This window comes from Candidatus Kuenenia stuttgartiensis, from assembly GCF_900232105.1.
Lineage (GTDB): Bacteria > Planctomycetota > Brocadiia > Brocadiales > Brocadiaceae > Kuenenia > Kuenenia stuttgartiensis_A.
Map to the genome: position 1 here is coordinate 671671 of NZ_LT934425.1, position 26022 is coordinate 697692.

Sequence of the window (26022 nt, forward strand, 5' to 3'; positions counted from 1 at the left end):
CAATAGTAGATTTTGTTGTTTACAAATAGTTACCAACTGCTCATACAGTGGTTTTAATTAGGACAACCCGGCCATTGCTACATTGCCTGATTGGATTACAAAAAAAGGTTTTTGGCAATTTTGCCGTATATTTTGGGTCAGCCTGGATGCGAGGCCGTGGATATGTTAAATCATTTTAGGTGGGCAGCACATTGCATTAAATCAAAAAAACTTTCGTTATCTGCTCTAAAACCATTTCAGATAAACACAACTCACCAATTTAAAAAAATTTTTACACTGTTGGGTTAATTACCCTATAAGACAAAAAACATCATTCCCCTATTTTTTCTCTTCGTCATTTAACATTATTTTATTTTGCATTAATTCCGCAAAAGCAATTTCAACCGGGTCATCGATTTCCGTTTCAATATAGGGCTCCGCCTTTTTTGTTAGCTGCCTTGCCCTGCTAATAATTAGAGTTGTCAACCGTAACGGACCGCCTACTTGATTTATTAACGTGTCCAGACTTTTGTAATTCATAAAAACATCCTTAAAAAAGAATATGTTCCAGGATTTTCATAAAAATAAAAATTTTGAGAACTGTATGTATTTAAATAAGATACGGCGAGGGAGTAAATGTTATACTCAAAGTCTTTTTTGTCAAGAAAAAATAAGGCTTTTAAAAATATCTTGAGAAATAATGAACAACATAGTATATTTTGTCTCATTTATACCTTCTTCCTGATAATTAGCTGAGGGGACGACTATGACAAAGATATACGATGACATCACTGCTACAATTGGCAACACGCCATTAGTCAGATTGAATAAAATATCAAAAGGGCTGGACTGCATTATCACTGCTAAGATGGAGTCTTTCAACCCCATGGCGAGTGTAAAAGACCGCATTGGAATCGCCATGATTGAGGCCGGCGAAAAGGCAGGATTGATAAAAAAAGACACAGTTCTGATAGAACCTACCTCTGGCAATACAGGAATTGCCTTGGCTTTTGTAGCTGCCGCCAGAGATTATAAATTAATTTTAACAATGCCAGATACGATGAGCCTGGAACGCCGGGAGCTTTTGAAGGCTTTTGGGGCCGAAATTGTATTAACACCAGGATCGGAAGGTATGAAGGGGGCGATTAATAAAGCAGAAGAAATGCTTCAAAATATTCCCAATTCATTCATGCCGCAACAATTTAAAAATGATGCAAATCCGGAAATACACCGCAAAACGACTGCAGAAGAAATTTGGAATGATACCGATGGACAAATCGATATTTTTGTAGGTGGTGTTGGCACAGGGGGCACCATTACCGGGGTTGGCGAGGTCATTAAAAAAAGAAAACCTTCATTAAAAGTAATCGCCGTGGAACCCTCAGGTTCTGCTGTACTTTCCGGTGGAAAACCGGGACCTCACAAAATACAGGGACTTGGTGCAGGCTTTGTACCTGAAATTCTTAATACAAAAATAATCGATGAAATTGTTAAGGTGGAAAACGAACAGGCGTTTGCCTTATCGCGCCAACTTGCACGTGATGAAGGAATTTTAGTGGGTATTTCTTCAGGCGCCGCAGCGTATGCCGCACTGCAGGTCGCAGCAAGGCCTGAAAACAAAGGAAAGCTATTGGTGGTAGTATTCCCTGACACCGGCGAAAGATATCTATCCACCGTATTGTTTAAGGAACTTTAATGTTTGGCCGATTAAGAGAGGACATTGATGCCGTTTTCCAAAATGACCCCGCTGCAAAAAGCAAATTTGAAATAGTTTTCTGTTATCCCGGATTACATGCTTTATGGCTATTCAGGATATCTTCATTTTTCTGGAAGAAACAATGGTATTTCACCGCCCGTTTTCTTTCCCACATTAATCGTTTTTTAACAGGGATAGAAATCCATCCGGCCGCACAAATCGGACGAGGAGTTTTTATAGACCACGGCATGGGAGTCGTTATCGGAGAAACGGCAACGGTCGGCGATGGTTGTCTTATTTACAAGGGAGTAGTGCTTGGAGGGACATCTTTTGAAAAGACAAAGAGACATCCAACGTTAGGAAAAAAGGTCATTGTAGGCTCAAATGCTTGTGTTTTAGGCAATATTTCCATAGGAGATAATGTACGCATAGGTTCCGGTTCGGTAGTAGTAAAAGACGTCCCCGCTAATGCTACGGTGGTAGGTGTACCCGGAAGAATTATCGAAAGAAGCAAAAACAAGGATCACGAGGTAATGTTAGACCATGGACAACTGCCCGATCCGATTGCAGAGGCCTTTAGAGCGCTAATTAAAGAAAACAATAAACTTCTAACGCGTATCAAAAAATTGGAGGAAAGTTTAAATATTGTAAGCAATGACAATAGCCGGGAATCTAACACAGAATCAATAATCATGACAACATTTATGAAAAATTACCATAATGGCGAGGGGATCTAATATACACTTGTATTATTCTTTATGCAACCACTGCCGGAATATAGAACAGCATATCTCTTTTGAACCTTTCACCAGAGTAGGGGCGAAGCATTTGCCCCCTTGGGCATGAACGCATTTATAACAATTTATAGCAAATGCTCCGCCCCTGCATTATGCAGCAAACACCGCTATTCTCTATTGTAGATGACATCAAAATATGTCTTATAATTTCGTTATTACCGTTGTTAAGGGAAGCCGTCAGGATCCCGTTTTTTTTAAAAGGAGGAATTAACTATCATGGGCTGGGGAATGAAGAATCGTTTGTCTCAACTGATTAAACCAAATGGGCGCTGTATGTACTTGCCAATCGACCATGGTTATTTTCAGGGACCCACAACAAAGTTAGAGAAGCCAGGAGAAACCATTAAACCAATTCTAGAATATAGCGACGCCCTTTTCTGTACCAGAGGTGTATTGCGTGCCTGTATAGACCCTCAGCAAAGCAAGCCCATTATTTTAAGGATCTCTGGTGGCACCAGCATGGTGGGCAAAGATCTTGCCAACGAGGAAATCACCACATCAATGGAAGAGGCTCTCCGCCTTAATGTTTCAGGCGTCGGTCTTTCTGTATTTATTGGCAGCGATTATGAGAAGCAAACGTTATTAAATTTGGCAAAAGTTGTTAATGAAGCGGAAAGATACGGCATGCCGGTAATGGCAGTGACTGCGGTTGGAAAAGAGCTGGAAAAACGGGATGCGCGTTATCTTGCGCTGTGTTGCCGCATATGCGCCGAATTGGGTGCAAAGGTTGTAAAAACTTACTGGTGCGAAAATTTTGATAAAGTCACGAGTGGTTGTCCCGTCCCGGTCGTCATGGCAGGAGGCCCAAAGGTAGGTTCTGACCGTGAGGTTTTTGAATTCGTTCATGATGGTATGCAAAAAGGCTCAATAGGTATAAATCTGGGCAGAAACATCTGGCAAAATGAACGCCCTGTTCCCATGATCAAGGCTTTACGGGCCATCGTTCATGAAAATGCCAGCGTGGATGAAGCTGACGCAATATTTAACAAAACCAAATAATAATAAGACATTTTAGGAGTCTGGTATTTTTTATTATCCAGTCGGCAATCGGCAGATTGCCGACTGGATACTGCGCACGGTAGCGCGCAAACCCACCATTTCACAATGTACATCCTGCGTTATAACGACCATAAGAAAAGGGGCATTATATGCGAGTAGCAATGTATTACAACAACAATGACGTCAGAATAGAAGAAATGCCAACTCCACAAATAGGGCCGGGCGAGTTATTGGTAAAAATATTCGCAAGCGGTATATGTGGCAGCGATGTAATGGAATGGTACCGCATTAAAAAGGCGCCTTTGGTTTTGGGTCACGAAATTGCAGGAGAAATAGTCGCCATTGGCGATGCCGTTAAACAATTTAAAGTTGGCGACAGAGTTACCGTTGCACACCATGTTCCATGCAACACCTGCCATTATTGCCTGAATGGACATCATTCCGTGTGCGATACTTTACGCACTACCAATTTTTATCCCGGTGGTTTTGCAGAATTTCTGCGTGTTCCACAAATCAATGTTGATCGCGGAACTTTTATTCTTCCCCAGGAGATGTCTTATGATGAGGGAACCTTTGTAGAACCTTTGGCATGTTCAATTCGCGGACAACGACTGTCCAATTTTAAACCCGGACAAAGTCTGCTCGTTATCGGCAGCGGCATATCGGGATTATTACATATTCAATTGGCGAGAGCGCTTGGCGCAGGCAAAATATTTGCAACGGACATAAACGAATATCGCCTGAAATTTGCAAAAAAAATAGGGGCAGATATCGCAATTAACGCAAAAGAAGATGTGCCTTCCATTATCCGCAAAGATAATAATGGAAGATTGGCAGATTTGGCGATTGTGTGTACAGGAGCAATATCCGCAACAGAACAGGCCTTTCATTCCATAGAAAGGGGAGGGACTATCCTCTTTTTTGCACCAACGGAACCCGGGGTAAAAATCCCTATTGACCTATGGAATCTTTGGCGTAATTGTAATTCTATTGTTATGTCCTATGCTGGCCCTCCTGCTGATATGGCGGTTGCAATTGAATTAATACGGACAGGTAGAATTGCCGTAAATGATCTGATAACTCATAAACTACCGCTAAATGACGCTGCAAAGGGATTTAAACTGGTAGCCGACGCAAAGGAATCCGTGAAAGTAATTATAGCGCCCTAAAAGTAAACCAGTTTAAAATCGATAATCACCAGTAGGCAGTCGTACAAGATTACAGACTGGAGATTGAGTATTGAGTACCTCTGATCGCACCATTAAAAATTTTGGAAAAACGTGCGAAGAAATAACTTTTACGGTACTAAGAAGGGATAATTAATCAATAACCAGACTAATGCGCTTGTGCATTTGAGCAGTTTGCGAGAGACCGGAAACGTTTTCTTTTATATCCTGTTGATCAGGCTGTATGGATAATGACTTTTCCCACATTTTCCGCGCCTTTGCAGGATTATTCGTCACTTTGTAACAATTCCCCAGTAAATTATACAGCGGCACAGCTTCATCCCCGACTTTGTTCTCCGACCAAAGAGAATCAACAAAATCTGTCGCTTCCTTTGTTCTCACATACTCTTCTAAAATGTGAACCGCATCATCATATTTCTGTTGTTTATAATAAAGTCTTCCAAGGTTATAATATGCGTCTAAATATGCTGTATCCAACCGGATTGCCATTACAAAAAATGATTCGGCCTGTTTATCAAAATCCGTTTTTAAGCAACACTCGCCAAGCAGATTATAGGCCTCTGCGTTATTCGTGTCTTCCAGCACCGCTTCCCTGAGATGGTGCATTGCCCGAGGATAATCTTCTTCTCCCTTGTATACAATGCCAAGCAAGTAATGCACCTCGTAATTGGCAATCTCTTTTTTCATAAAATAGAGCAAAATCCCCTTCGCTTTTGAAATTTCATTGCTTTTTATCAGCAGTTTTGAGATATTCACCGCGGCAGAAGTACTATCCGGCTGCAATCTCAATGATTCGGCAAAAAACGCTTTAGCGTCCTCTTCATTACCGTTTTTAGCGCAACATATTCCCATAAGATTATACGTATCCGCATCTTCCGGATTCGCCACTACAACCTCCTTAAAATGCGAAAGAGCCATACTGTATTCTTCCCGGTCCATATACAGAAAAGCAAGGTTATAATGAACGTCTATTAAATCAAAATCAATGTGTAATGCTTGCCTGAAATTTTCAATTGCTTCGGAATAGTTATGGTTTCTTGTGTAATAAATACCGAGAAGATTAAAACCCTCTGCGTAATTGGGGTCTGCATCCACTGCTGCTTTTAGATATTTAAACGCCATACCCCAATCATCTTTTTCTATCAGGTCCTTCGCGCGCGAAACATTTATTTCAAAATCTGTATTGCCATTTAGAGCGCTGCTTTCTTCAACAATAAACATGGTTAGTTTCCTTTAAATTAAGAGATATTCCTGTAAAATACGCAAAATAATTACCTCAAACTGTACCACAGTGCACAATTAATCTGCGTCTTCAACTGCCTCCCTTTTTGCTATAAATTTTTCTTGAAAACGAAAATCCTCTCCAATATGCCTCCATTTTTGCGCAACTTTTACCAACTCATTTTTGGATACTTTTGAAGACTCTCTATTCTGGGATTGGATTTTTTCATAAACTTCTTCCCTGTGAATCTCAATGTCCTTTGGAGCGATAATTCCCAATTTCACCTGTCTTCCCTGAAATTCTAAAACGGTAATTTTTATCTCATCACCTATGGTTATGCTTTCTCCCAACTTCCTTGTTAGTATAAGCATCGCTTCTCCTCTATTGAAAGTGTATAAAAATAACGTACCGTGCAGTAAACGTATATCTCTTTCCCCAAGACCTTTTTGAAGAACAAAGAAAGAAACTGGCTGCAAATAATAGAATACTATTCGTATTAAACTGCCTGTAAGCGTCCGGGCAGAGGCGCATCATAGTAAAGCAATGCGTCTGCATCTCATAATAACATTTATTATGGTTGTGCACCCGAACAACGCAGGGGTATATTCAATTAAGCATTTTTTTGCACAAGCGGATAATGTAATGCGTAATAATCATCTGTTAATACGAATTGCTTCCCCTTGTTGTTTATCATATTTACAAGTATAGGCCCTTTCAGGTTTATGGTTACATTGGAAGCATCATCTCCAATGTTTACTATACAAAATATTTCAACCTTTTCCTTGTTGCCCATCTCCAACGCTGAAACATCATCAATCTTTTTCAATGGGTCATAGTCGGTGAAAAGAGGAACCGGGTTTATGACGGGTAACGCAACAAGGGGGTTATCAACCGAAACCAACCATTCAAAAGGCCGGCAGTCAGGAAAATTAACAAGAATGAACTGTTTAAGCTCTTCGTACCCTACAATGCCGTCTTCAAACCTGATAATATCTTCTTTGTTATAACCTAACTCACCCAACTTTTCCGTTTTTAATGTCTCCATTTTCTTCTGCTCCATTTTTGTTTTTACCTCCTATAAAAAATAAGGTTAAAGAGATTTATATGCTACGTGGCGGTTAATTAAGCAAACACAATACCATTTGTAAACAAGTAAAATCAATAACCACACAAAGCCGCTTATGTAATTGTGAGAATAGGAGTTATAAAACTTTAAAATAACGATAGGCTCTGTAGCAACAAGGGATGAGATTTTTTACTTTGGAGAGAGTACGGGCAATAACGTTGAAATTATTTACCCATGATGTTGATAATTTAGACAATCTATCCGCCAATAAAATCTAGCAATGACGGCTGAATAATCCTGGCGCCGGTCTGCAGTGCTGCTTGCAGCACATTTTCCTGATTTTTTAATTCTGTGATTAAGGATGCTAAATCAGCATCTTCGGTATAAGAGATTAATTCTTTCAGCGCTATTTTCGAGTTTTCGACTCTATTTTCCGTTATTGCCAATCTATCGACTTTTGCGCCAAACTTTGTAATCTCTGTCAGTACGTTATTATTTGCCGTTTCAAAATTTTTCTTCTGTGATAAAAAAGCGTCTGTATCAAAATCGCTTTTTTTCAATTCGTCGCGTAAATTTATAAGATTTGCAAATATGCCGTTTTCCATAAACAGCTTTCCGCCAGGCTGGTTCACTTGTATAAATGTATTGCTCCCTATCTGATATTGTATTGTTTCATTATTGCCATCATACTTTACGCCTGTTATCTCACCGCCTGAATCTCTTGTCGCTCTGAAGGGGGCAGTTAAGGTTTTTGTTCCCGAGAAAAGATACCGTCCGTTGCTATCCGTTATGTTTGAGAATTGAATAATTGTCTCCATTAACTCATCAATCTCGCTTGCAATAATTCCCCTTTCACTATCCCCAAGCGTACCATCCGCCGCCTGCACCGTTTTGGTCTGAATCTTCACCATAATGTCCTGTATGTTTTCCAATGCATCGAAGATGAAGTTTATTTTATCTCTCGCATGTTTAATAGCGTCTAAATATTGCTGTAATTCATTTTCCCCGGATTTAAATCCAAGTAATTTTCTCGTGCTTACAGGATCATCTGATGCGCGGTTTATCTGCTTACCGCTGGAAAGCTTTTCCTGTATCTCCTGCATTTTCTTGTAATTTAGCTGGATGTTAGAAAGCGTCGTATTACTTAAACTCGCCTGCGTAACTCTAAAAGACATGGCGTCATCCTCCACAACTCATTAAAATTATTCTACCGGTGTCCCGCATTTCACTTTAGTACGAAAGACCACTCAACCCGCCGTTACAATGAATTTAATAAGGTATTTATTAATCTGTCAACGGTTGATATATATTTTGCCGACGCCTGATACGCCTGTTGAAATCGTATCAGGGTAACCAGTTCTTCATCAATATTTACCCCGGAAACCTCTTCTCTTCTGTTCTGAAGACTCCCCTCCAATGCCGTATACTTCTCCTCAGACTTATATGCACTATTCGCCTCTTCTCCTAATGCCGCGGCAATTTGATGTAAATAATCAGATAAGGTAGTATTTCCAACAATACTGTTATCATTTTGTAATGCGGATAAACGCAAGGCATTTGTATTATCCCCTGATTCACCTATAGATGTTGCAATTAGTGTTACATCCTCCCGTATCCTTTTTTCAATATTAATATCCGAAGCATCTTTACCGCTAAAAAAAGTATTAATTCCCAAAGCAGCAAGCAAGTCAGTTTCATCAGAATCATTTATAACATCTATATCAAATGTATCTCCTGTATTAATATCACCTGCCGAAAACGAGACAGAAACACCATTTGCAACCGCAAGGGTATTGCCAGGAGTATATCCTTCACCTACATCAAGTGTAGCAATAAGATTTGAACCGCTATCCCTGACTTCAACCTGAAGACCTGACGTAGTCCCTATTGTGCCGCCTGCCCCTAAAGCTGTGAATGTATATACATCATTTGTACTTCCATTGTATATACCCGAAATTGAAGGCGTTGTTGTTCCTGTAATTCCAGTGGTTTGAGGATTCGGGTCCAATGCATAAGAAAAATTAAATTTATACCCGGAGTCTGCGGTAATCTGCAATTTGCCGTCTGAAATAGCAGAGGAAAGATTTGTTATCCCATCAATATCAGCGCTTAATTTTGTAAGCGAATCATTTGCTACATCCACCGTAATTTTGTTTTTGACCTCTTCCCCTGTACTCGTATTTATTACCGTAACATATATATCTCCGCTCGATGGTGCAAAAGGCAGCCCCAGACCCGCAGTATTCAATGCCTTAGTTGCGTCCGTCACCTTATTTGTCCCAAGTACCGTTGTAAACCCGCCGTCTGTGCCTACGCCTTCACTATGAATCGCATTAAATTTCTTTATAAGCGCGGTTGCAAAGGTATCCAGTTTAGCATCGTATGCAGGCAACGTGTTGTTATACATCTCCAACAAACCGCTCAATTCACCGCCAGTAGGTTTGTGTTTCGAACTTCCATAGCTGGTAATATTGAGCTTGCCACTTGAATCTACGCTGGATTCAAGGGTTAACGCATTTGAACCACTCACCAGGACTCCACCTGCAATCATCACATCTATCATGCCGTTCTTCTGCGTCCTTGTTGTGACGTCCAAAAACTTGCTGATTTCGCCGAGGAGCGTCTCTCTTTTGTCCAACAGGTCATTCGGCTCCCCGCCTGTTGTTTGCAGCGAGTGGATTTCCTTATTAAGGTCAACGATATCTTTCGCCAGCCCGTTTACTTCATTAAGTTTGGATTCCACGGATTGTTTGACAAATTCCTTCATCATGCCCAGCTCGTCAACTATTGCACGTATGGATTCGGTCATGGTAATCGCCTTTTCCACAAGCACAGAGCGTGAACTGGTACTCTCGTCCTGCGAAAGGTCGTTCACAAATTTAAAGAAGCTTGTCAAGGAATTGCTTATACTGGCATCGCTTAATTCGTTAAATACCGTTTCAAGTTCTCTCAATTGCTGACTTTTTATAGAGGAGGCGCCAAGCGATGAAGTGACAAACCTGATCCGGCTATTAAGGTAGTCATCCTTCTGCCGCATTATTTTCACCAGGTCAACGCCCTGCCCGATAGAACCGATAGTCGTCTGCAAGGGTAGTCTTGTTGCAAGACTGACCGTTTGTTTCGTATATCCTTTTGTATTTGCATTCGATATGTTATGTGCGGAAACCATCATTGCACGCTGCGCCGCAAGAACTCCGCTCATACCAATTTGTATATCTGACGAGGCCATAACCTATTCCCTCTAAATTTTAGTGTCAACCAAAACCCTTGATACTTCTTTTTCCTTCATTTTCCCTGTATTCTTATATACGGAGTGCTTAAAGACAGGCGGACAAAATATATCAATAATATCCTCTGTAATTTCAAGCGAATGATGGGTAAGAGCCGTATTCATCTCATTTAGCCTTTGTAATTCCACCATTGACTTTGTTAATCTGTCAACCAGTGTTCTCCAGGTATTGCCATGAAGTTCTTCCCCTTTATCCATCATTTTACTCATGGATATTTCCCTTACCTTTAAACCTTGTTTTTCGCAATACCGGCGTATTATCCTTTGGCGTTTTTCCTCAAGAAGTTGCGCCAGTTCCGCCTTGTTTCTCTCTGCGTAGATAAGCGTTTCCAGCTCTTCAATATTACAGGATATAAGACAGGCGTGCTTTGTCTTTGCAATTTCTACTAATTCACCGTAAACAACCGACAATCTTTCCAGCGTGCCGGTTAGTTCCGTAAGCAAGGCGTCTATAACGTTGTTCTCTTTAATTCTCATTGTCTTTACCCTTTAAAATTAACAGAAGCCATTTCTTTATTTATTCCCACATCTTCACCGTTTCCTTTTTTACTCCATTTTTCCGGTAAAGATGGCACATTTTTACCGAACGCTTCCGTCACGACATTTTTAGGTTTTAATTGATTGTATATAACAGGCGCAACTCCAAAGCCGCCTTTTGCCGCTAAATCTTCAGCAAGGGCATTCTGCATTATTTCCGTATAACCTTGCATACCCCCCCCACCGTCAAACAAACCACCCTTTGGTATCGTTTTCCACATTGCTTTTACCACAAAATTCAATAAAACAGCCTCGAAATCCTGCGCTATCTTCCGGAGAGACGCATCATCATTGGTAATTTTCTTTTGACCGGCAAGACTATTTAAGTTACTAATGCTGCTTGAATGAACAGGGTCAATTTGCAAAAACGGGTTGATGTCTAAACTTGTTTCCATTTAATACGTTCCTAACTTTAACAGGTTACAAACCGGACACGAACATACAAGCTTGTCCGCTTTTTGGAGCACACTATTTTCCAGAAAACTGTGAAGGCTTTTTCAATCTGTCTATAGCAAAGAGCAAAGGTAATACCATAATCGCCCATTTTGTGAAACACTGTATATACGGTGCTTATCTATCTGACTTTTATTAAATAACTTATACAATTATTTGGTTTTTAATATTTCACAAATCATTCATTTTTTTAAAAACAAAAGGGGGAAACGTTTCCTATTTAATGAGAAAATTATTCCTGTAGCATCTATCGGCAGTTCATATATTAAACCTTACGGCAAAAGGATGTATTAAAAACAACCGGTAAAAATAATCATAGTGGGGGCGAAGCATTTGCCAGTTTGGGTATTAACACATTTATGACAATTTATAGCAAATGCTTCGCCCCCACTTTATTTTATGCATGGTAATACTTATAAAAATTCATATACTATGAACGTAATAATCGCCAGGTACTTTTTTATACACGCTATTTTGAAAGGACAATCTGCCAATGGATGATCGTTTTCCAACGAATGGAAATGGAGTGGAAAGTCAATCCACTTTAAAAATCCGGTTAGAAAACCTATTGGAAAAGGAAGCAATGATACACAATGCATTTTCCTCAAGCAGAACGGAACTGTTTGTGGGCAGGCAAAGATATTTTGACCGGCTGGATGAACACATACACGGGGATACTCCCCCACTCATTGTAACCGGCAAACCGGGGATGGGGAAATCAGCGCTTCTTGCAAATTGGAGAAAACGCTATATCTCCTTAAATCCTGCCAACAAAACCATAATACATTTCATCGGCATTTCACCCCGCACAAGCAGTTTAGCATCTATGCAGCTACGCATTATCCATGAATTAACCTATGGATTTAACCTTCCTCCGGATATTCCCACTAATCAGAACGACCTCAACGTCGCATTTGTCAATGCCCTTTTCATGTCCGCTGCAAAAGGCAAAGCGGTTATTATTCTGGACGGTATCGAACGATTGGAGGGAAGAGACCCCGCACAAGTCTTATCATGGCTCCCAATTGAAGTGCCTGCGAACATACGGTTTATTTTGTCCGTATCGCCCGGAACCGTATTTGATGTTGTTGCAAAACGTAACTGGCCTGTTCTTGAAGTAGCACCTCTTGAAGTTGTTGAGCGAAAACAATGTATTCACGCATATCTCCAGAATACTCATTCAACAGCATTAAGCGAAAACCATATAAATACAATCGTCCATGCCGTCCAAACATCCAACCCGCTCTACCTTGATATACTCATGGGGGAATTATGTATTGACGACGCCCCCTCCATTGCCGGACAAAAAATAAGCCGGTATCTCTCCGCACAAAATATTGAGGAACTCATTCTCAGGGTTATTGAACGATACGAACTCGATGATACACTGAACGGCGCTGATGCGTCATTTTTCCGGAATATCATGTCATTGTTGTTAAGCGCAGGAAACGGACTCATGGAAAATGAAATAAACGAACTGCTCCGTGGGGAAACACCGTCACCGCAAAATACGCCATTAAAAACCTTGCTACCAAATATGAAACATATCCTGATACAACATTCAAATCTCATTCTTTATAAACACAATGCCTTTCATGATGCGATAAAAAGCAGGTATCTCTCAGAAGAAGATGAGAAAAGGCGGTTTCATTTACGTCTTGCAGATTATTTCGGGAAAAACTATTCGAGTCAGCGCGCAATTGAAGAATTTCCGTGGCAACTGACTCAGGCAAGGTCATGGAATCAGTTATTCGGACTTCTCTCTGATATATCCTTTTTCAATGTCTTGTATGAAACAAGCGCTTATGCGGCAACGTATTATTGGTCGCAATTGGAAGAAAACTCTCAAATGCGCATTCCATACGCATATTGCACCATTTTAGAGTCCCCGGAGAATTATATTGACCGCATTAAAAACCTTTCCTTTTTTTTAAAGGAGAAAAACCTCCTTACAGAGGCATTGAAGATGTTTGAACATCTTGTCTGTTATTATGAACAAAACAAGGACTACGAAAATCTGCCCGTAGCCGTCGGAATACTTGCAGATATCCTTTACGAAAGGGGCGGCATGGAAGAATCCATGCAATTACACAAGGATGAAGAACACATTTACCGGAGCGTTGGAAATAATTACGGATTAATGCGCTCCTTGTCACGTCAGGCAGTTATTGCCCTTGCCAACGATGATTTGGAGAACTCCCTACATCTCTTCAGGCAGGAAGAACAACTCTGCCGTGAATTGAACGATACTTATCGGCTGTCGTATAATCTTAACAAACAGGCGGAAATACTGTCTCTCCGGCACAAAACCACCCTTGCCGCAAAACTGCTTACGGAAGCGGAATCTATCAGCCGCGGCATAGGTGATATGTCAGGATTATCCGTGTGTTTAGGCAACAAAGCCCGCATAAAAAAGGGTTCCGGAAATCCGGAAGAGGCGATGACCTTTCTGAAAGAACAGGAGCATCTTTGCCGCACCCTGGGAAATAGCAAGGAACTCTCCGTCTGCCTTGGAAATCAATCGCTTATTCTTACCACCCTTGGAGACCTTGATGGCGCATTCGTTTTACTGAAAGAAGAGGAATCTCTCTGCAAAAACATGCGCAACGAACACGGGCTATCCTATAACATCGGGAACAGGGCAAATATCCTTTCGATACGCGGTAATCTTGCAGAGGCACTGGAATTATATAAAGAACAATTCTCACTATTCAAAAAGACACTAAACAAACACGGACTATCATACAATCTAGGCAACCAGGCAAACATTCATTATTCACTGGGAAATGCAGAGGAAGCAATGTCGTTCTACACGGAACAGGAGCGTTTATGCAGGGAACTGGAAAATGAGGACGGATTATCCTATGCACTCGGTAATCAGGCGATCATTCTTGCGGAAAAAGGCGACCCTGATAAAGCAATGGAATTGCATAAAGAAGAAGAGCGCATTTGCAGGAAATTTAACAATATGGAAGGATTGCAACGCTCTCTGGGCAACCAGGCAAGTATATTGTATAGCAAGGGTCATTTGCATGAGGCGCTCGCCCTCCATAAAGAAGAAGAGCGTCTATGCAGAAAACTTGGAAACAAGAGCGAACTTTCAGCCTGCCTTGGTAACCAGGCGCTTGTCGTTAAGGATCTGGGGAATCCGGATGAGGCGATTGGACTATTAAAAGAACAGGAAGCTATTTGCAGAGATCTTGGGATAAAGAGCGGGCTTGCTATTTCATTGGCAAATCAGGCAGAGATGCTTGCGCAAAATCCGGGACGGGCAGATGAAGCACTGCCTCTTGCCGAAGAAGCCTATTCAATTACCACTTCTTTCGGTTTTCAGTCATTATCTCACGAAATAGAACCCATTTTACGCGCAATTGAATCCCGATTGGGCAAATAGAGTAAAACTATTCAGCGTAATCTATCAAAGGGAATATGCCCTGTTTTTGTGCAGGAGGTAAGAATAGATAATAGATTCGAGGGGAGCATTCCCGGTTTTTTGTAAAAATGCCATTAGCGGGGAGGGAAAGAATAGTAACTCAAGCTTCCAGCTTGAGGGTAAAATACCACGAGCAGTCATCATGTTGCATTTGCAACACCCAGAAACGATGAAAATGATTTTATAACCATATCGTGTTGCGGTACCTGTGCTTGAGCTATTTCTTGTAGTCTTTTTTCGAGCCAGGATGCTTGTGTTACAAAGTACAATTAGTTAACCAAAAATCTGGAATGCTCCTGTTCAAATTATGTCCCCCGCTGGCGGGGGTGCAGGGGGTGGACTGGATTTCTCCATCGATTCAACTACCCCTTCATTATGAAAACAAATTTGCCCCTTTTCCCCGCGCTCCGCAGACAATTCCACCCCCTTAATCCCCCGCCAGCGGGGGACAGGCTTGCCACCTCCTTTGCAGCTTTCATGCCCTTGTGGGGTTGATCCATGTGCATTCCAGGTTTTTTATTACTTCTGCCATGTTTTAATGAAACGTACAATAGTATTAACCACTGGCAGCGTTGTTTTGCCCCAATCACACATACGGTTACAAAAAATCGGGAATGCTCCTGAGTAGATAGTAGACAGTGCCCGTCCCTCATTCCACCGTTGTGCAGAGACGCACTGTATTGTGTACAAGCTACCAGCCTCTTGAGTTAACACCTTTAGCAAACTTATGGTTGGTGCAATCTTTTAAATTGATACAGTGCAGTTATTTTTCAAAACACAATTCCGGTAAAATAATTTTCAATTCAATGCCTATCAGACAGGAGAGCCTTTTTCGTTTGACAAAAGCCTTCAAATGGATGATGCCGAAACCCGCAGGCGGAGGGTCTTACACCATTGCCCTGAAGTTTGATGGGACGGCCCATGCATGGAGATATAATACTTATGGTGAATTGGGGACGGGACGACCACGCAGAGCGCTACACCGATACAGGCAAGCAATCTCCTCTTAAAACCGGCAATACCAACAGCAACCACTTGACAATAAGCTGAGGAGAGCCTTCAATATAATTTATTATTTGACGAACCTCTTCACGGGTCATGACTACTGGAATATTCGTCTTCTTCTGTGCACGTATAGCGTTAATCTCTTCTTTTAATGATACTTTTAAAGTAACTATTCAGCGTAATTTCTTTAACTACCATATATGACAAAAAAGGCCAAAATCACAGATATTATCCAGAAGTTGTATTGCTATATATAGACAAGAAGCGTAAATTAATGGGTTTTTGCCATATATTGTACTTTTACTCAAACACGCTGAATAGTTACCTTTTAAAACCTTCTTATACAAAAATACAAGTGCGTTCATAGCCTGGTTTTGGGTAGAAGGGGCAACGCAAGATTTCACGGCAAGGTGGGTCAAAAATTGTTCTATTTTTTCTTCACCGTCCATTAAATCCTCTTGACTGGTCATTCGGTGGTATTGAATATAGCCAAACAAATATGATTTTAGGAATTTGGCAATAAAATGGCTTTCTAAAAAACAGATTTATTTGACTAAGCATACTATACAAGCACGCCCCTTAATTCCCTCTTTATAGAGAGGACTGGGAGGTGTAAATTTTTCGAAAACCTTATTTGTTTGACTATATATCATTTGATTCAATCACAGTATGATCGTTCTGTATGGAGGGAATAATGCTTAAGCCTCATTATATCTTTTACTTTATTTGGCAACCCCCCCCTTTTTTGATTGACATCCTTTTCTCCTATTCTATACTGTGTACGAAATAAAATTATAAGGTAATTTTTAAAATACAACACAATAATTTTACCTGATAATAGTACTTTTCCCTAGTTATCAGGGCAATTGATTGTGATAATCAATGGTTATCCAATATTTGGAGTTACGACATGAATGCCAACGCTCAAACAGGAGACACTCAAGACGCTGCTCGCTTGCGTGCGCTTCTTTCTCAGCTCAATTGGCTAAACGCCCTCAACGACGAGCCCGCCAACGGGGTTTACGAGTATCAGTTCCATTCGGACGCTCACATCACTGGTGAATTCACGTCGGGCTTAGGCCCCTATAGCTTTCTCAATACAGTGCCAATACCTGATACGCCGGGAATCGTAACTGCACCAATCATTCTACGTTTGGTTGATCATCTTCCTGAATATCGACCGGACATGTCAAAAAAGGACGAGACGTTTTATCACGGTGGGACGATGGTTGATGAACTTGCGGCACTATCATCACTGTGCATCGGTGCTCGAATTATGGCGGGCGGCGAATCGCGGCGATTTGAACCCGGCAAGGATCCAATGGGACGGCCCTGCGCATGGGATTACAAACCAGCGCCATTCCTTCGTGTACGACCTGGGCGCTATGTTCTTCCTTCCATCACTGGCACCCATTCACTCGATAATCTTAACATGCTGAAGTCAATTCCCAAGATATCACCGGAGAGGTATGTCAATCTCATCCGGTCCTGCATTGCATATCAGGATGCTCTTTGGGCTGCTGAATCGGAGCCTCATCTTGCTTGGTTGCTGTTCGTATCTGCTCTTGAAACTGCGGCAAACGACATCTATCTGTCGGATAGATCTCCAGCCGAACGCCTGAAAGATGCGAAGCCAGACGTGGCAACCATTCTTGATGAAGCGGGCGGCCATCAATTGGTCGAGAAGATTGCCAAACTGATTGCGCCTTCTTTGGGTGCCACAAAGAAATTTCTGGACTTCACCCTAAATTTCGGACCGAACGAGCCAACTGATCGGCCGGATCAAGAATGGCTGCGCGTGAAATGGTCGAAGACCAACCTCAAGCATACTCTCAGCAAAGTTTACAATTACCGATCTCGCTCACTGCACGGTGGTTTACCGTTCCCAGCTCCAATGTACGATCCACCTTTCTATTTCGATCGTAAGTCAAAGCCATCTGAGGTCCCACTAACTGGCCTCGCATCACATTCACGCGGCGGTACGTGGTTGCCTGAGGATATGCCAGTAAATCTACATTGTTTTCACTACATCACACGTGAGACCTTGATTAATTGGTGGCGTAATTTAGCGAATGAGAGATAACAAAATCTTCAACCGGACGCATAAAGCCGCGCCGGTTAAGGGCTTGGGTTTGGATAATAGGGTGAGATTAATCGAAATACCGTTGACGCACCGCAAACGAGTTACAGACCTACCGGAATTAACAGGTCAAGGACACACTTCCCAGTGCTTGTGTGTGTGCAGTAAGGAAACAAGTCGCTAACGTACCTGCACGAAATCGTAGAACTGCCGGTATTCAGGTATCACCTAAGTTATCCAATGGTCAATTATGCAGAACGGGGGAATACTGTCATTTCGCCATATACAACACCATGGCAGGTCAACTGCAAGGCAGGCTGATGAAAGGGCAGTACTGAGAAGTTGGAAAAAGCAAATGTCATTCTATAATGGCGTGAATAGGGTATGAAACATGACTTGACTCTAAAAGGTCGGGAATCAAACTTTTCGATTCTGAAAGGAATGCCTACTTCCAACAGGTGTTTCATTGCGGGAAAATTGAAAGAATATTCGGAGGCAGGAACGCAAATGACGGGAATCAATCCTGGTGCTCTTCCCGATGATGCAATAACGTGGCATACCATAAATTGGGATGCTGCAAGGCGTCACGTCAGAAGACTGCAAATGCGTATCGCAAAGGCTGTAAAGGAAGGAAGACCAGGCAAGGTGAAAGCTTTGCAATGGCTCCTTACCCACTCTTTCCACGCCAAGCTCCTGGCTGTTAAAAGAGTGACCTCAAAATCGAGGTAAAACAGTCTGGTTGTCCTACAAGGGCAGCTTATTGAAATACTTGAGCTGTATGGTGGGAAACTATCACGTACAGTTCTTAGGAGGGTATCGGGCAGCAATGCCCGTGACCTATCCGATTCCGTTGAAAGGAAGTGAGGACGACCTCACCGCTCCAATATACATAGGGGACGACCTCAGCATTTGTGAAGGCAAATATATGGCGTGGATCATTCTTGTTATTGCGGGACTGTTTGAGACTGGCTGGGCGATCGGGTTGAAGTACACCGAGGGGTTCACCCGATTGTGGCCTACGGTCTGGACAGTCTTGGCGATGATTATCAGTCTTTGGTTACTGGGCATTGCCTTGAAGTCGCTTCCGATTGGCACCGCTTACGCCATTTTGGTAGGAGTTGGAACCGTCGGAACCGTTGCGCTAGGCATCGTACTGTTTGGAGAATCTACGAATACTGCCCGGCTCATCAGCATTGCTCTGATTATTGCCGGTATCGTCGGGCTTAAGCTTGCGACACCGGCCTAACAACGTGTTCAACCCTGACGAGCAAAAACATCGCTTCTCTCTGCTTTTGCTAGTCGGTTAATATGAACATTACCCCAAAAAACAATACTTCTATTATTCATGTGACGTGCTATACTAATAAAAACAATAACCTTGAATTTGAGGGAAGAACAGTATGTCAACTGTAAGCAAAATCAAAGAAGCGATAGAAACCCTTCCAGAAAATGAGTATGTCCAATTGAGGCAGTGGTTTTTGGAAAAAGACTGGGAAAAATGGGATAATCAGATTTTAGCGGATTCAGAAGCAGGAACGCTGGATCCCCTGATCAAGGAAGCCTTTGAAGAAAAATCGAAGGGAAAGCTTAAAGAACTATAAATGCATCGGACAACAAATCGATCCTGAAAATATTTTGAGAATCTTCCACCACTTGTTCAAAAGAGAGCTAAGAAGAATTTTGAGCTTCTCAAAAAGAACCATTCGCATCCATCTCTTCATTTTAAAAAAGTTGGAGAGCTTTGGTCAGCCAGAGTCGGAATGAATCATAGGACACTTTCTGTTGAAAATGGTAAAGATTATATTTGGGTTTGGATAGGTACTCACGATGAGTACGAGTGTATGATTAATAAAAAGGTCTAACAAGCGCATTAAGCTAACCACCAATACTATATGCGATTTAATATTTATTGAGGCTGCCGCTTCAAGCCTTTCTTGCAAGCATTACGTACAGGCGGTGGTTGCTTATACGAGACATCAGCAGCAAGTATTGGCAATAAATCAATCTGTACATCGGGGTTAATATGAGTGGAATAAAAGATATATCCGACCGAATGGGGCGAGTTGTTTATGGCCTAATTAGTTTAAGCCTAGGGCTTATAAGTTTCGCAATGATGGTGGTTGCCTTATGGGGCATTTGGGTCTCAGTACACGAAAAAACCCTTCTTGAGAAAGCTCTTCTTGATGCAATTGGTTTGATTGTGATTGGAATGGCAGTCTTTGATGTTTCCAAGTTTTTGGCGGAGGAAGAGGTCTTTAACAGTGGTGGCGCGAAATCGCCCACAAAACAGAGAGAGAGCTTATTAAAGTTTCTCGCCATCATTGCCATCGCTGTAAGTCTGGAAGCCCTGGTGTTCATTTTTGATGCCGGGAAAAAAGAAATTAGTAGTTTGATTTATCCAACATTTTTGTTAATCGCTGCGGTTTCGGTGGTGGTCGGTCTTGGTGTGTATCAAAAACTGACTCGGAATGATGGGGATTCATCGCAAAACAACCTATAGTCGCGATGACAGTTCGAATGTAACGGTAGCGTATTTTTGTAGATGGTATATGTTCGATGTTTAAGAGCAAATGCATGGCTACTAACAACTGGGGCAAGTTGACGCCAAAAGACGGCACAACTTACCCAAAACGTTAGTCATATATACTCTAAACGGTTGAGATTTTAACTTTTTACAAAAGACTTAAATTTCACATCCACAAAGCTTTACAGCCGGAATTATGCCAAAAATAAAAGTTAATTTTTAACCCGTTTGGGGTATAGAGAAGGAGAATTGACATGAAAGATATGGCGTTCACCCCAGTGCTTCGCGCGGATCACGCTCTGCCGGAGCAGTATCGCATTTCAAAACCAATGGATCAGCGAGAATACCTCTGCAATGGTACAATCAAGAACTGGACAGGACCACGGCAAGATGTGCTGTCCCCGATCTGCGATATGCACAACGGTACCATTCAGCAGAGACGTATCGGCAGCTATCCTTTGCTCACGGAGCAACAAGCAATCGAGACCCTTGAGGCCGCCTGCCAGGCGTATGATCACGGGCGGGGTACATGGCCAACCATGTCGATTGCGGAACGGATCACGCATGTGAAGGGGTTTACCGGACGGATGAAGGAGCGAAGAGCTGATGTTGTCAAACTTCTGATGTGGGAGATTGGAAAGACACTTCCTGATGCGCAGAAGGAATTCGATAGGACGGTTGACTACATAACGGACACCATTGATGCGCTGAAAGACCTGGATCGTGTTTCATCGCGGTTTGTTATTGAGCAGGGAGTGATCGGCCAGATCCGCCGTGTGCCACTTGGCGTGGTGCTTTGCATGGGGCCTTTCAACTACCCGCTCAATGAAACATTCACAACCCTGATACCTGCCCTCATCATGGGCAATGTGGTTATTTTCAAACCGCCGAAACTAGGCGTCTTACTCCATCACCCACTTCTTGAGGCATTCCGGGATTCCTTCCCCAAAGGCGTGGTTAATACCGTCTATGGTAAAGGGCAGAGAGTTATTGGCCCCATTATGAAATCCGGCAAAGTCGATGTGCTCGCCTTCATTGGGAGCAGCCGGGTTGCCGATATTCTCAAACAGCAACATCCAAAACCGCATCGCCTGCGCTGCGTGCTCGGTCTTGAGGCCAAGAACGCCGGAATTGTCTTGAAGGACGCTGACCTGGACCTCGCTGTGAAAGAATGTGTATTGGGATCTCTCTCCTTCAATGGTCAACGTTGCACAGCCCTCAAGATGCTCTTCGTTCATAAAGAGATTGCCGATGCGTTCATAACGAAGTTCAGCGACGCTGTTGATAGGCTCAAGAGTGGAATGCCGTGGGATGAAGGCGTTCAGATCACGCCGCTGCCTGAACCCAACAAAACGACCTACCTCACGGAACTGATAGAGGACGCTTGCAGCAAAGGAGCACGAGTAGTCAATAAGGATGGCGGCGTCGTAAGGCAGACCTTCATTGTTCCAGCCGTTGTATTCCCCGTAGGCCCTGGCATGAGATTGTTTTCCGAGGAGCAGTTCGGCCCGGTTGTACCGATTGCTACGTTCAGCAACATCGAAGAGCCAATGAACTACGTAATTCAATCAGACTACGGTCAGCAAGTCAGCCTATTCGGGAGCAATACGAATCTTATTGGCGAAATCATAGACACTATGGTGAATCAAGTATGCCGGGTAAACATAAACAGTCAGTGTCAGCGTGGCCCTGACACATTTCCCTTCACAGGCAGGAAGGATTCCGCAGAAGGAACGCTATCCGTTTCGGATGCGCTGAGGGTCTTTACCATTCGGACGCTTGTAGCAGCGAAAGAGACCGAAGCAAACAGGCAAATCCTAAAGACCATTGTCACGGAGCGGAAATCACGATTTCTCTCGACGGACTTTATCCTCTGATCAATACGGGTCGATTTTGAACAATATCATTGAGATAAATCATGATAGAATATTACACTAAACGTCCTTTAAATCGCCCACCGATTCATCCCGGTGAAATTCTGTGTGAAGATGTGCTTTCAGCGCTTGGAATTTCTATAAGCGAAGCCGCACGAAAATCAGGTATTTCCAGACAACAGTTGCACCGTGTCCTATCCTGCACTCATCCCATTACAACGGAGATGACGCTTAGTATCGGAAAGTTTGCCGGCAACAGCCATGGGCTTTGGTTGCGCATGCAGCAAGCATATGATTTGTGGTATGCGCAACAATGAATGAAAGACGGGCTAGCTGAAATTGGGACAGTTGTATCGGCAGATTCCGGCTCCTAACCATGCTCTTGCAGCGGATAGCAAAAAACCGCACCTGCTGAATAACAGTGTTAGATCAATACCACGTACAAAAGAATAATTCTTTTTTACAACGGAGCAGAAAGCGGACATCATGACTTCAAATATTCCCTTTATTGAGGAGATGCTATTTACAAGGAAAATGCTCCCTACACGAAGCTTCGCTTACTTGCTAAATGGAAGCGAAAACTTCCAATGCAATTACGTTCCCAAGCCGGGGGTGCATTCCCGATTTTTTGTAAATATAGTCAAAAAACAAGGTTTTCGGAAGATGAATAATAAAATTTATTGCAAGGGTGGTACGGGCATTCCTGCCTGTATTCTGCACAGGCAAAATGCCTGTGCCACCCGTATAGACAGGCAGCTTGTGTATTAAATATCACAAGCAGTCATCATGTTTCATTCGCAACACCCAGAAACGATGAAAATGGTTTTATAACCATATCGTGTGGTAGTATCTGTGCCTAAACTATTTTTTGTAGTCTTACTTCCGAGTTGGAAACATCTGGCATTTCTGTTTCTGTACCGATTCAAATGTATAATGGCCATCCAAAAGGTATCAGCTTGTAATCGCGAGGGTCTTTTTCAGCTCGTCATTGCGAGGGTCTTTTCTGAAGCAATCAATATACTACGAGATATTTCGTGACGTAAGAAACGCCATATCGCGGGAGAAACAAATTAAGGGTGGCTCAAGGGCTAAAAAAACAGAATTAATTAATGGAATGAATGCAGGGGTCTATGACGGTTTATGAGATTGCTTCGGAAAAAGACCCTCGCAATGACAAGCTGATGCCTCGTAATGACAAAATAAGTCTCAGTCATCATGTTGTATTAGCAACACCCAGAAACGAGAAAAATGGGTTTATAGCCATATCGTGTTGTAGTATTTGTACTTAAACTATTTTTTATAGTCTTATTTTCGAGCCAGGATGCTTGTGTTACATTGTGCAGATAATTACAAAAAATCGGGAATGCACCCCAAGCCGGAGTTTGGAAGTAAGCATTTTTATTTTTTCAATATTTCTTTTTAAAAAATGACAATAACATACATATATAAAACAATAGAAAAGGCATTGTCTTTCAGAAAAGGTTACATAGATAACGCTCATACCAATGTGTATCGTTTACTAAATTCTTATGGCGACAATCTGCCGGAGGCAACGATTGATATCTATGACAACACTGTCCTTGTGCAATATTTTAAAACACACGAAGACCGCACAAAAAAGGAAATTTATGAAGCGGTACAAAAACTAATATCTCCCGAATGTATAATAGAAAAGGAAAGATTAAAGGGAAGAGACGTTGTCACCCGCTTAATATCGGGGAAAGAAATCCCAGATAATTATGTTGTCATTGAAAATGGAATACAGTTTTGCACTTCTTTTAATGATGGAGGCGGAACCGGGCTATATTTAGACCAGCGGGATAACAGGAAAAAGGTGCAATCTTTTGCTCGCGGCAAAGAGATTTTGAACTGTTTTTGTTATACATCGTCATTTTCCGTTTACGCATGCGCAGGAGGTGCAGCAAAAACAACAAATATCGATCTATCCGGAAAGGCAATAGCGTGGAGCAAAAATAATTACGTATTGAATCAAATTGATGTCAATAATCATGATTTTATTGCCGGAGACGTGTGGGAATATTTTAAAATATTCCAAAAAAGGGGGAAAGAATTTGATGTGATAATTCTGGACCCGCCCAGCTTCTCGACAAGCAAGTTGAGGACATTTACTGTGGAAAAAGATTTTCCTGAATTGGTTGGTTTGGGACTCAACATTCTTAGAGAAAACGGAATCCTTGTATTTTCAACAAATATTGCCAAAATGACTCTATCGAGGCTATTTCAGTCGTTGCCAAAAATTAAGTCCCATACTAAGAAGTTATTTAAAGTCATTAATGTTTCATCGCAAGGACTTGATTTTCCTGTTGATGGCATTTATGTAAATGAACCCTACTTGAAATTTATTATGTTCTCCTGTTAACCATTGACCGTAACAGGAAAACCATGGAAAAGTATGACATATTCAAGGGGTTCACAAAATGTGATTTTAGAAATGTTATAACTATTTATATCAACAAAAGTTTAAATCTAATTTAGAAATCTCTATTTATGAACCCTTACAGTATAATCACTGTTTTTTGTTTTTCTTTTTAATAAGATACGTGGAATACAGAGAAACGCCCAGCAATATGATTATACCCGATATGCCAAAGTATATCCTTTTGTCAAATCCTTTTTTCAGGTCCTGCAAAGTAAGGTCATGGCGAGGAGAATACTTTTCCATGTGAAAATCATCCCGTTTTGTAAACCCCAATGTGCTATCAGGAATTTCTTTGGTAAAACTAGGTTTTTTCACCATCGGTGGAACGACAAAAAATATAATGCCAATCAAAAAAGTAATACCAAAAACAATATACATTAATACATTATTTTTTTGCTTCATTATATATCACTCTCCTATTTTCTCTATAAATTATACTCATTTCCCAAAATACTATTGTACCGCCGACGAAAATTAATTCTATAAATAAACCGGAGGTTGTCAATATAATAAAGGGAATGGTTCCGCCCCTTCCTCTAAACCATAACAAGAATGAGATGTAACATCCATCAACTCTTAGGAGATGCTTTAGTTGGCCGGGTTTATTGCCCGAAAATCCCGGCGGGTTTGTAACGTGATCCGGCAAATGTATCGTGACTTCCGTCCATCTAAATAGGTATTGCCGTGTTCATTGTAAACATTGTATATTTTATTATCGGCAAAAGTCCTTTTTATTTTTTAATCAAATCGATTCATATGAGGAGGTTTTGTGAACAAATCGACCGTAATTATTGCCTTTATCATTTGTCTTCTGTGTTTTGGCTGCAAAACAATTTCTAAAACAAATATTATTGTCGATAGCAATGATGCTTCCCGCAGTATAAAAACCATTGCCGTTATGCATTTTAACGACCAATTACTGCCAAAAAAGGGAGTAACAGGCACATTGGTAAAAACGATCAGCACTGCAAATGCAGGTGAGATGCTTGCCTCTATAATGTCACGGGAACTTTCAGGGTTGGGCATATACGAGGTTCGCTCCCGTACAGACATTGCCAAAATTATCAACAAATCGAAGGCCAATGAAAAAGAACTTGTAGAGCGCAGAGATTATGATCGTTTGGGAAAACTGCTGGGCGTGGACTCGGTGGTCATCGGAAAAATTTTAGAATTTAAACTATCAAGCTCCTTAATCTATGAGCGGGGTACGGTTTCTTTTGTGGCCGAGTGCATTGATACAAAGAATGGTAACATTCTTTGGACTATTGATGTAAATGAAAGCGCCGCTTACGAAGATGAGATTGAATTGGCCGGCAAAGCTATGCGAACAGCCATTGAAAAACTAAAAAAAGAGCTAAGGTAGAATATCATAAAAACCTCAACTTATTCAGAAGTTACATTGAAAACAACTAGAGTATTTGTTTCCTTTTTGACTTTCGTT

Annotated in this window: 23 protein-coding genes and 2 pseudogenes; 15 read left to right on the forward strand and 10 right to left on the reverse strand. The window is 41.7% G+C overall.

The annotated features are described in order from the left end of the window. Nucleotides 1–318: 318 nt before the first annotated feature. A complete protein-coding gene (locus KSMBR1_RS03070; RefSeq protein ID WP_099324014.1) occupies nt 319–519 on the reverse strand; it encodes a DNA-directed RNA polymerase subunit omega in 201 nt (66 codons plus the stop codon). A gap of 226 nt (nt 520–745) precedes the next feature. Here KSMBR1_RS03070 and cysK point away from each other — a divergent pair, with 226 nt between their 5' ends. The 4 genes from cysK to KSMBR1_RS03095 all read left to right on the forward strand — a co-directional run bounded on the left by cysK (nt 746) and on the right by KSMBR1_RS03095 (nt 4640). Further along, complete coding sequence (cysK, locus tag KSMBR1_RS03080) at nt 746–1675, forward strand: cysteine synthase A (RefSeq protein ID WP_099324016.1); 930 nt, start codon at nt 746–748, stop codon at nt 1673–1675. Further along, on the forward strand, nt 1675–2412 hold the full coding sequence (cysE, locus tag KSMBR1_RS03085) for a serine O-acetyltransferase (RefSeq protein ID WP_099324017.1): 738 nt from the start codon (nt 1675–1677) through the stop codon (nt 2410–2412). Before cysK ends, cysE begins: the two co-directional genes overlap by 1 nt. A 276-nt stretch (nt 2413–2688) precedes the next feature. Further along, complete coding sequence (gene lsrF / locus KSMBR1_RS03090) at nt 2689–3471, forward strand: 3-hydroxy-5-phosphonooxypentane-2,4-dione thiolase (RefSeq protein WP_099324018.1); 783 nt, start codon at nt 2689–2691, stop codon at nt 3469–3471. A 149-nt stretch (nt 3472–3620) separates the two neighbouring features. Next, entirely contained in the window at nt 3621–4640 is a 1020-nt protein-coding gene (locus KSMBR1_RS03095) for a zinc-dependent dehydrogenase (RefSeq protein WP_099324019.1), read from the forward strand. Nucleotides 4641–4790: 150 nt separating this feature from the next. Here KSMBR1_RS03095 and KSMBR1_RS03100 read toward each other — a convergent pair whose 3' ends face one another. The 7 genes from KSMBR1_RS03100 to KSMBR1_RS03130 form a co-directional block, all read right to left on the reverse strand. After that, nucleotides 4791–5879 (reverse strand): tetratricopeptide repeat protein, encoded by a 1089-nt coding sequence (locus tag KSMBR1_RS03100; protein ID WP_099324020.1) that lies wholly within the window; start codon nt 5877–5879, stop codon nt 4791–4793. Nucleotides 5880–5957: 78 nt separating this feature from the next. After that, entirely contained in the window at nt 5958–6251 is a 294-nt protein-coding gene (gene csrA, locus KSMBR1_RS22615) for a carbon storage regulator CsrA (protein ID WP_099324021.1), read from the reverse strand. Between the two features lie 239 nt (nt 6252–6490). After that, entirely contained in the window at nt 6491–6940 is a 450-nt protein-coding gene (gene fliW, locus KSMBR1_RS03110) for a flagellar assembly protein FliW (RefSeq protein WP_099324022.1), read from the reverse strand. A gap of 263 nt (nt 6941–7203) precedes the next feature. Continuing rightward, the gene (gene flgL, locus KSMBR1_RS03115) at nt 7204–8121 is read right to left on the reverse strand and encodes a flagellar hook-associated protein FlgL (RefSeq protein ID WP_099324023.1); all 918 of its coding nucleotides are present in this window, start codon (nt 8119–8121) and stop codon (nt 7204–7206) included. An 83-nt stretch (nt 8122–8204) separates the two neighbouring features. After that, on the reverse strand, nt 8205–10175 hold the full coding sequence (gene flgK, locus KSMBR1_RS03120) for a flagellar hook-associated protein FlgK (RefSeq protein WP_099324024.1): 1971 nt from the start codon (nt 10173–10175) through the stop codon (nt 8205–8207). Between the two features lie 12 nt (nt 10176–10187). Further along, on the reverse strand, nt 10188–10712 hold the full coding sequence (locus KSMBR1_RS03125) for a flagellar protein FlgN (RefSeq protein WP_099324025.1): 525 nt from the start codon (nt 10710–10712) through the stop codon (nt 10188–10190). A 5-nt stretch (nt 10713–10717) separates the two neighbouring features. Continuing rightward, nucleotides 10718–11167, reverse strand: a complete 450-nt coding sequence (locus KSMBR1_RS03130; protein ID WP_099324026.1) for a rod-binding protein — start codon at nt 11165–11167, stop codon at nt 10718–10720. Between the two features lie 551 nt (nt 11168–11718). On the opposite strand from KSMBR1_RS03130, the gene KSMBR1_RS03135 reads away from it, so the two are divergent. Then, on the forward strand, nt 11719–14619 hold the full coding sequence (locus KSMBR1_RS03135; protein ID WP_099324027.1) for a tetratricopeptide repeat protein: 2901 nt from the start codon (nt 11719–11721) through the stop codon (nt 14617–14619). 1235 nt (nt 14620–15854) lie between these two features. Here the strand turns inward: KSMBR1_RS03135 and KSMBR1_RS23095 are convergent. Then, nucleotides 15855–16133 (reverse strand): phage integrase N-terminal SAM-like domain-containing protein, encoded by a 279-nt coding sequence (locus KSMBR1_RS23095; RefSeq protein WP_099324029.1) that lies wholly within the window; start codon nt 16131–16133, stop codon nt 15855–15857. 440 nt (nt 16134–16573) lie between these two features. Here KSMBR1_RS23095 and KSMBR1_RS03150 point away from each other — a divergent pair, with 440 nt between their 5' ends. From KSMBR1_RS03150 to KSMBR1_RS03195, 9 genes and pseudogenes are all read left to right on the forward strand, one after another. Further along, on the forward strand, nt 16574–17746 hold the full coding sequence (locus tag KSMBR1_RS03150) for a hypothetical protein (RefSeq protein WP_099324030.1): 1173 nt from the start codon (nt 16574–16576) through the stop codon (nt 17744–17746). A 504-nt stretch (nt 17747–18250) separates the two neighbouring features. Then, nucleotides 18251–18457: pseudogene (locus tag KSMBR1_RS23100) on the forward strand (reverse transcriptase N-terminal domain-containing protein); the annotation flags it as partial. A gap of 211 nt (nt 18458–18668) precedes the next feature. Further along, the gene (gene sugE, locus KSMBR1_RS03160) at nt 18669–18989 is read left to right on the forward strand and encodes a quaternary ammonium compound efflux SMR transporter SugE (RefSeq protein ID WP_099326957.1); all 321 of its coding nucleotides are present in this window, start codon (nt 18669–18671) and stop codon (nt 18987–18989) included. Nucleotides 18990–19143: 154 nt separating this feature from the next. Beyond that, nucleotides 19144–19344, forward strand: coding sequence for a hypothetical protein (locus KSMBR1_RS03165; RefSeq protein WP_099324031.1), 201 nt, complete (start codon nt 19144–19146; stop codon nt 19342–19344). Nucleotides 19345–19410: 66 nt separating this feature from the next. Beyond that, nucleotides 19411–19605: pseudogene (locus KSMBR1_RS23105) on the forward strand (ParE family toxin-like protein); the annotation flags it as partial. 161 nt (nt 19606–19766) lie between these two features. Beyond that, nucleotides 19767–20243, forward strand: coding sequence for a general glycosylation pathway protein (locus KSMBR1_RS21480; protein ID WP_169703826.1), 477 nt, complete (start codon nt 19767–19769; stop codon nt 20241–20243). 278 nt (nt 20244–20521) lie between these two features. Next, the gene (locus KSMBR1_RS03180) at nt 20522–22144 is read left to right on the forward strand and encodes an NADP-dependent glyceraldehyde-3-phosphate dehydrogenase (RefSeq protein WP_099324032.1); all 1623 of its coding nucleotides are present in this window, start codon (nt 20522–20524) and stop codon (nt 22142–22144) included. A gap of 41 nt (nt 22145–22185) precedes the next feature. After that, nucleotides 22186–22458 carry a HigA family addiction module antitoxin gene (locus KSMBR1_RS03185; RefSeq protein WP_099324033.1) on the forward strand — a complete coding sequence of 91 codons (273 nt, stop codon included), beginning with the start codon at nt 22186–22188 and terminating at the stop codon, nt 22456–22458. A gap of 1109 nt (nt 22459–23567) precedes the next feature. Then, entirely contained in the window at nt 23568–24521 is a 954-nt protein-coding gene (locus KSMBR1_RS03195; protein ID WP_099324035.1) for a class I SAM-dependent rRNA methyltransferase, read from the forward strand. Nucleotides 24522–24668: 147 nt separating this feature from the next. Here KSMBR1_RS03195 and KSMBR1_RS03200 read toward each other — a convergent pair whose 3' ends face one another. Next, nucleotides 24669–24983 (reverse strand): hypothetical protein, encoded by a 315-nt coding sequence (locus tag KSMBR1_RS03200; protein WP_099324036.1) that lies wholly within the window; start codon nt 24981–24983, stop codon nt 24669–24671. A gap of 367 nt (nt 24984–25350) precedes the next feature. On the opposite strand from KSMBR1_RS03200, the gene KSMBR1_RS03210 reads away from it, so the two are divergent. Then, nucleotides 25351–25944 carry a CsgG/HfaB family protein gene (locus tag KSMBR1_RS03210; RefSeq protein WP_099324038.1) on the forward strand — a complete coding sequence of 198 codons (594 nt, stop codon included), beginning with the start codon at nt 25351–25353 and terminating at the stop codon, nt 25942–25944. Nucleotides 25945–26022 lie beyond the last annotated feature (78 nt).

Excerpts from the sequence above, each read along its gene's own strand:
- KSMBR1_RS03070 (WP_099324014.1), bottom strand. The coding sequence starts at position 519 with ATGAATTACAAAAGTCTGGACACGTTAATAAATCAAGTAGGCGGTCCG.
- cysK (WP_099324016.1), top strand. The coding sequence starts at position 746 with ATGACAAAGATATACGATGACATCACTGCTACAATTGGCAACACGCCA.
- cysE (WP_099324017.1), top strand. The coding sequence starts at position 1,675 with ATGTTTGGCCGATTAAGAGAGGACATTGATGCCGTTTTCCAAAATGAC.
- lsrF (WP_099324018.1), top strand. The coding sequence starts at position 2,689 with ATGGGCTGGGGAATGAAGAATCGTTTGTCTCAACTGATTAAACCAAAT.
- KSMBR1_RS03095 (WP_099324019.1), top strand. The coding sequence starts at position 3,621 with ATGCGAGTAGCAATGTATTACAACAACAATGACGTCAGAATAGAAGAA.
- KSMBR1_RS03100 (WP_099324020.1), bottom strand. The coding sequence starts at position 5,879 with ATGTTTATTGTTGAAGAAAGCAGCGCTCTAAATGGCAATACAGATTTT.
- csrA (WP_099324021.1), bottom strand. The coding sequence starts at position 6,251 with ATGCTTATACTAACAAGGAAGTTGGGAGAAAGCATAACCATAGGTGAT.
- fliW (WP_099324022.1), bottom strand. The coding sequence starts at position 6,940 with ATGGAGCAGAAGAAAATGGAGACATTAAAAACGGAAAAGTTGGGTGAG.
- flgL (WP_099324023.1), bottom strand. The coding sequence starts at position 8,121 with ATGTCTTTTAGAGTTACGCAGGCGAGTTTAAGTAATACGACGCTTTCT.
- flgK (WP_099324024.1), bottom strand. The coding sequence starts at position 10,175 with ATGGCCTCGTCAGATATACAAATTGGTATGAGCGGAGTTCTTGCGGCG.
- KSMBR1_RS03125 (WP_099324025.1), bottom strand. The coding sequence starts at position 10,712 with ATGAGAATTAAAGAGAACAACGTTATAGACGCCTTGCTTACGGAACTA.
- KSMBR1_RS03130 (WP_099324026.1), bottom strand. The coding sequence starts at position 11,167 with ATGGAAACAAGTTTAGACATCAACCCGTTTTTGCAAATTGACCCTGTT.
- KSMBR1_RS03135 (WP_099324027.1), top strand. The coding sequence starts at position 11,719 with ATGGATGATCGTTTTCCAACGAATGGAAATGGAGTGGAAAGTCAATCC.
- KSMBR1_RS23095 (WP_099324029.1), bottom strand. The coding sequence starts at position 16,133 with ATGACCAGTCAAGAGGATTTAATGGACGGTGAAGAAAAAATAGAACAA.
- KSMBR1_RS03150 (WP_099324030.1), top strand. The coding sequence starts at position 16,574 with ATGAATGCCAACGCTCAAACAGGAGACACTCAAGACGCTGCTCGCTTG.
- sugE (WP_099326957.1), top strand. The coding sequence starts at position 18,669 with ATGGCGTGGATCATTCTTGTTATTGCGGGACTGTTTGAGACTGGCTGG.
- KSMBR1_RS03165 (WP_099324031.1), top strand. The coding sequence starts at position 19,144 with ATGTCAACTGTAAGCAAAATCAAAGAAGCGATAGAAACCCTTCCAGAA.
- KSMBR1_RS21480 (WP_169703826.1), top strand. The coding sequence starts at position 19,767 with ATGAGTGGAATAAAAGATATATCCGACCGAATGGGGCGAGTTGTTTAT.
- KSMBR1_RS03180 (WP_099324032.1), top strand. The coding sequence starts at position 20,522 with ATGAAAGATATGGCGTTCACCCCAGTGCTTCGCGCGGATCACGCTCTG.
- KSMBR1_RS03185 (WP_099324033.1), top strand. The coding sequence starts at position 22,186 with ATGATAGAATATTACACTAAACGTCCTTTAAATCGCCCACCGATTCAT.
- KSMBR1_RS03195 (WP_099324035.1), top strand. The coding sequence starts at position 23,568 with ATGACAATAACATACATATATAAAACAATAGAAAAGGCATTGTCTTTC.
- KSMBR1_RS03200 (WP_099324036.1), bottom strand. The coding sequence starts at position 24,983 with ATGAAGCAAAAAAATAATGTATTAATGTATATTGTTTTTGGTATTACT.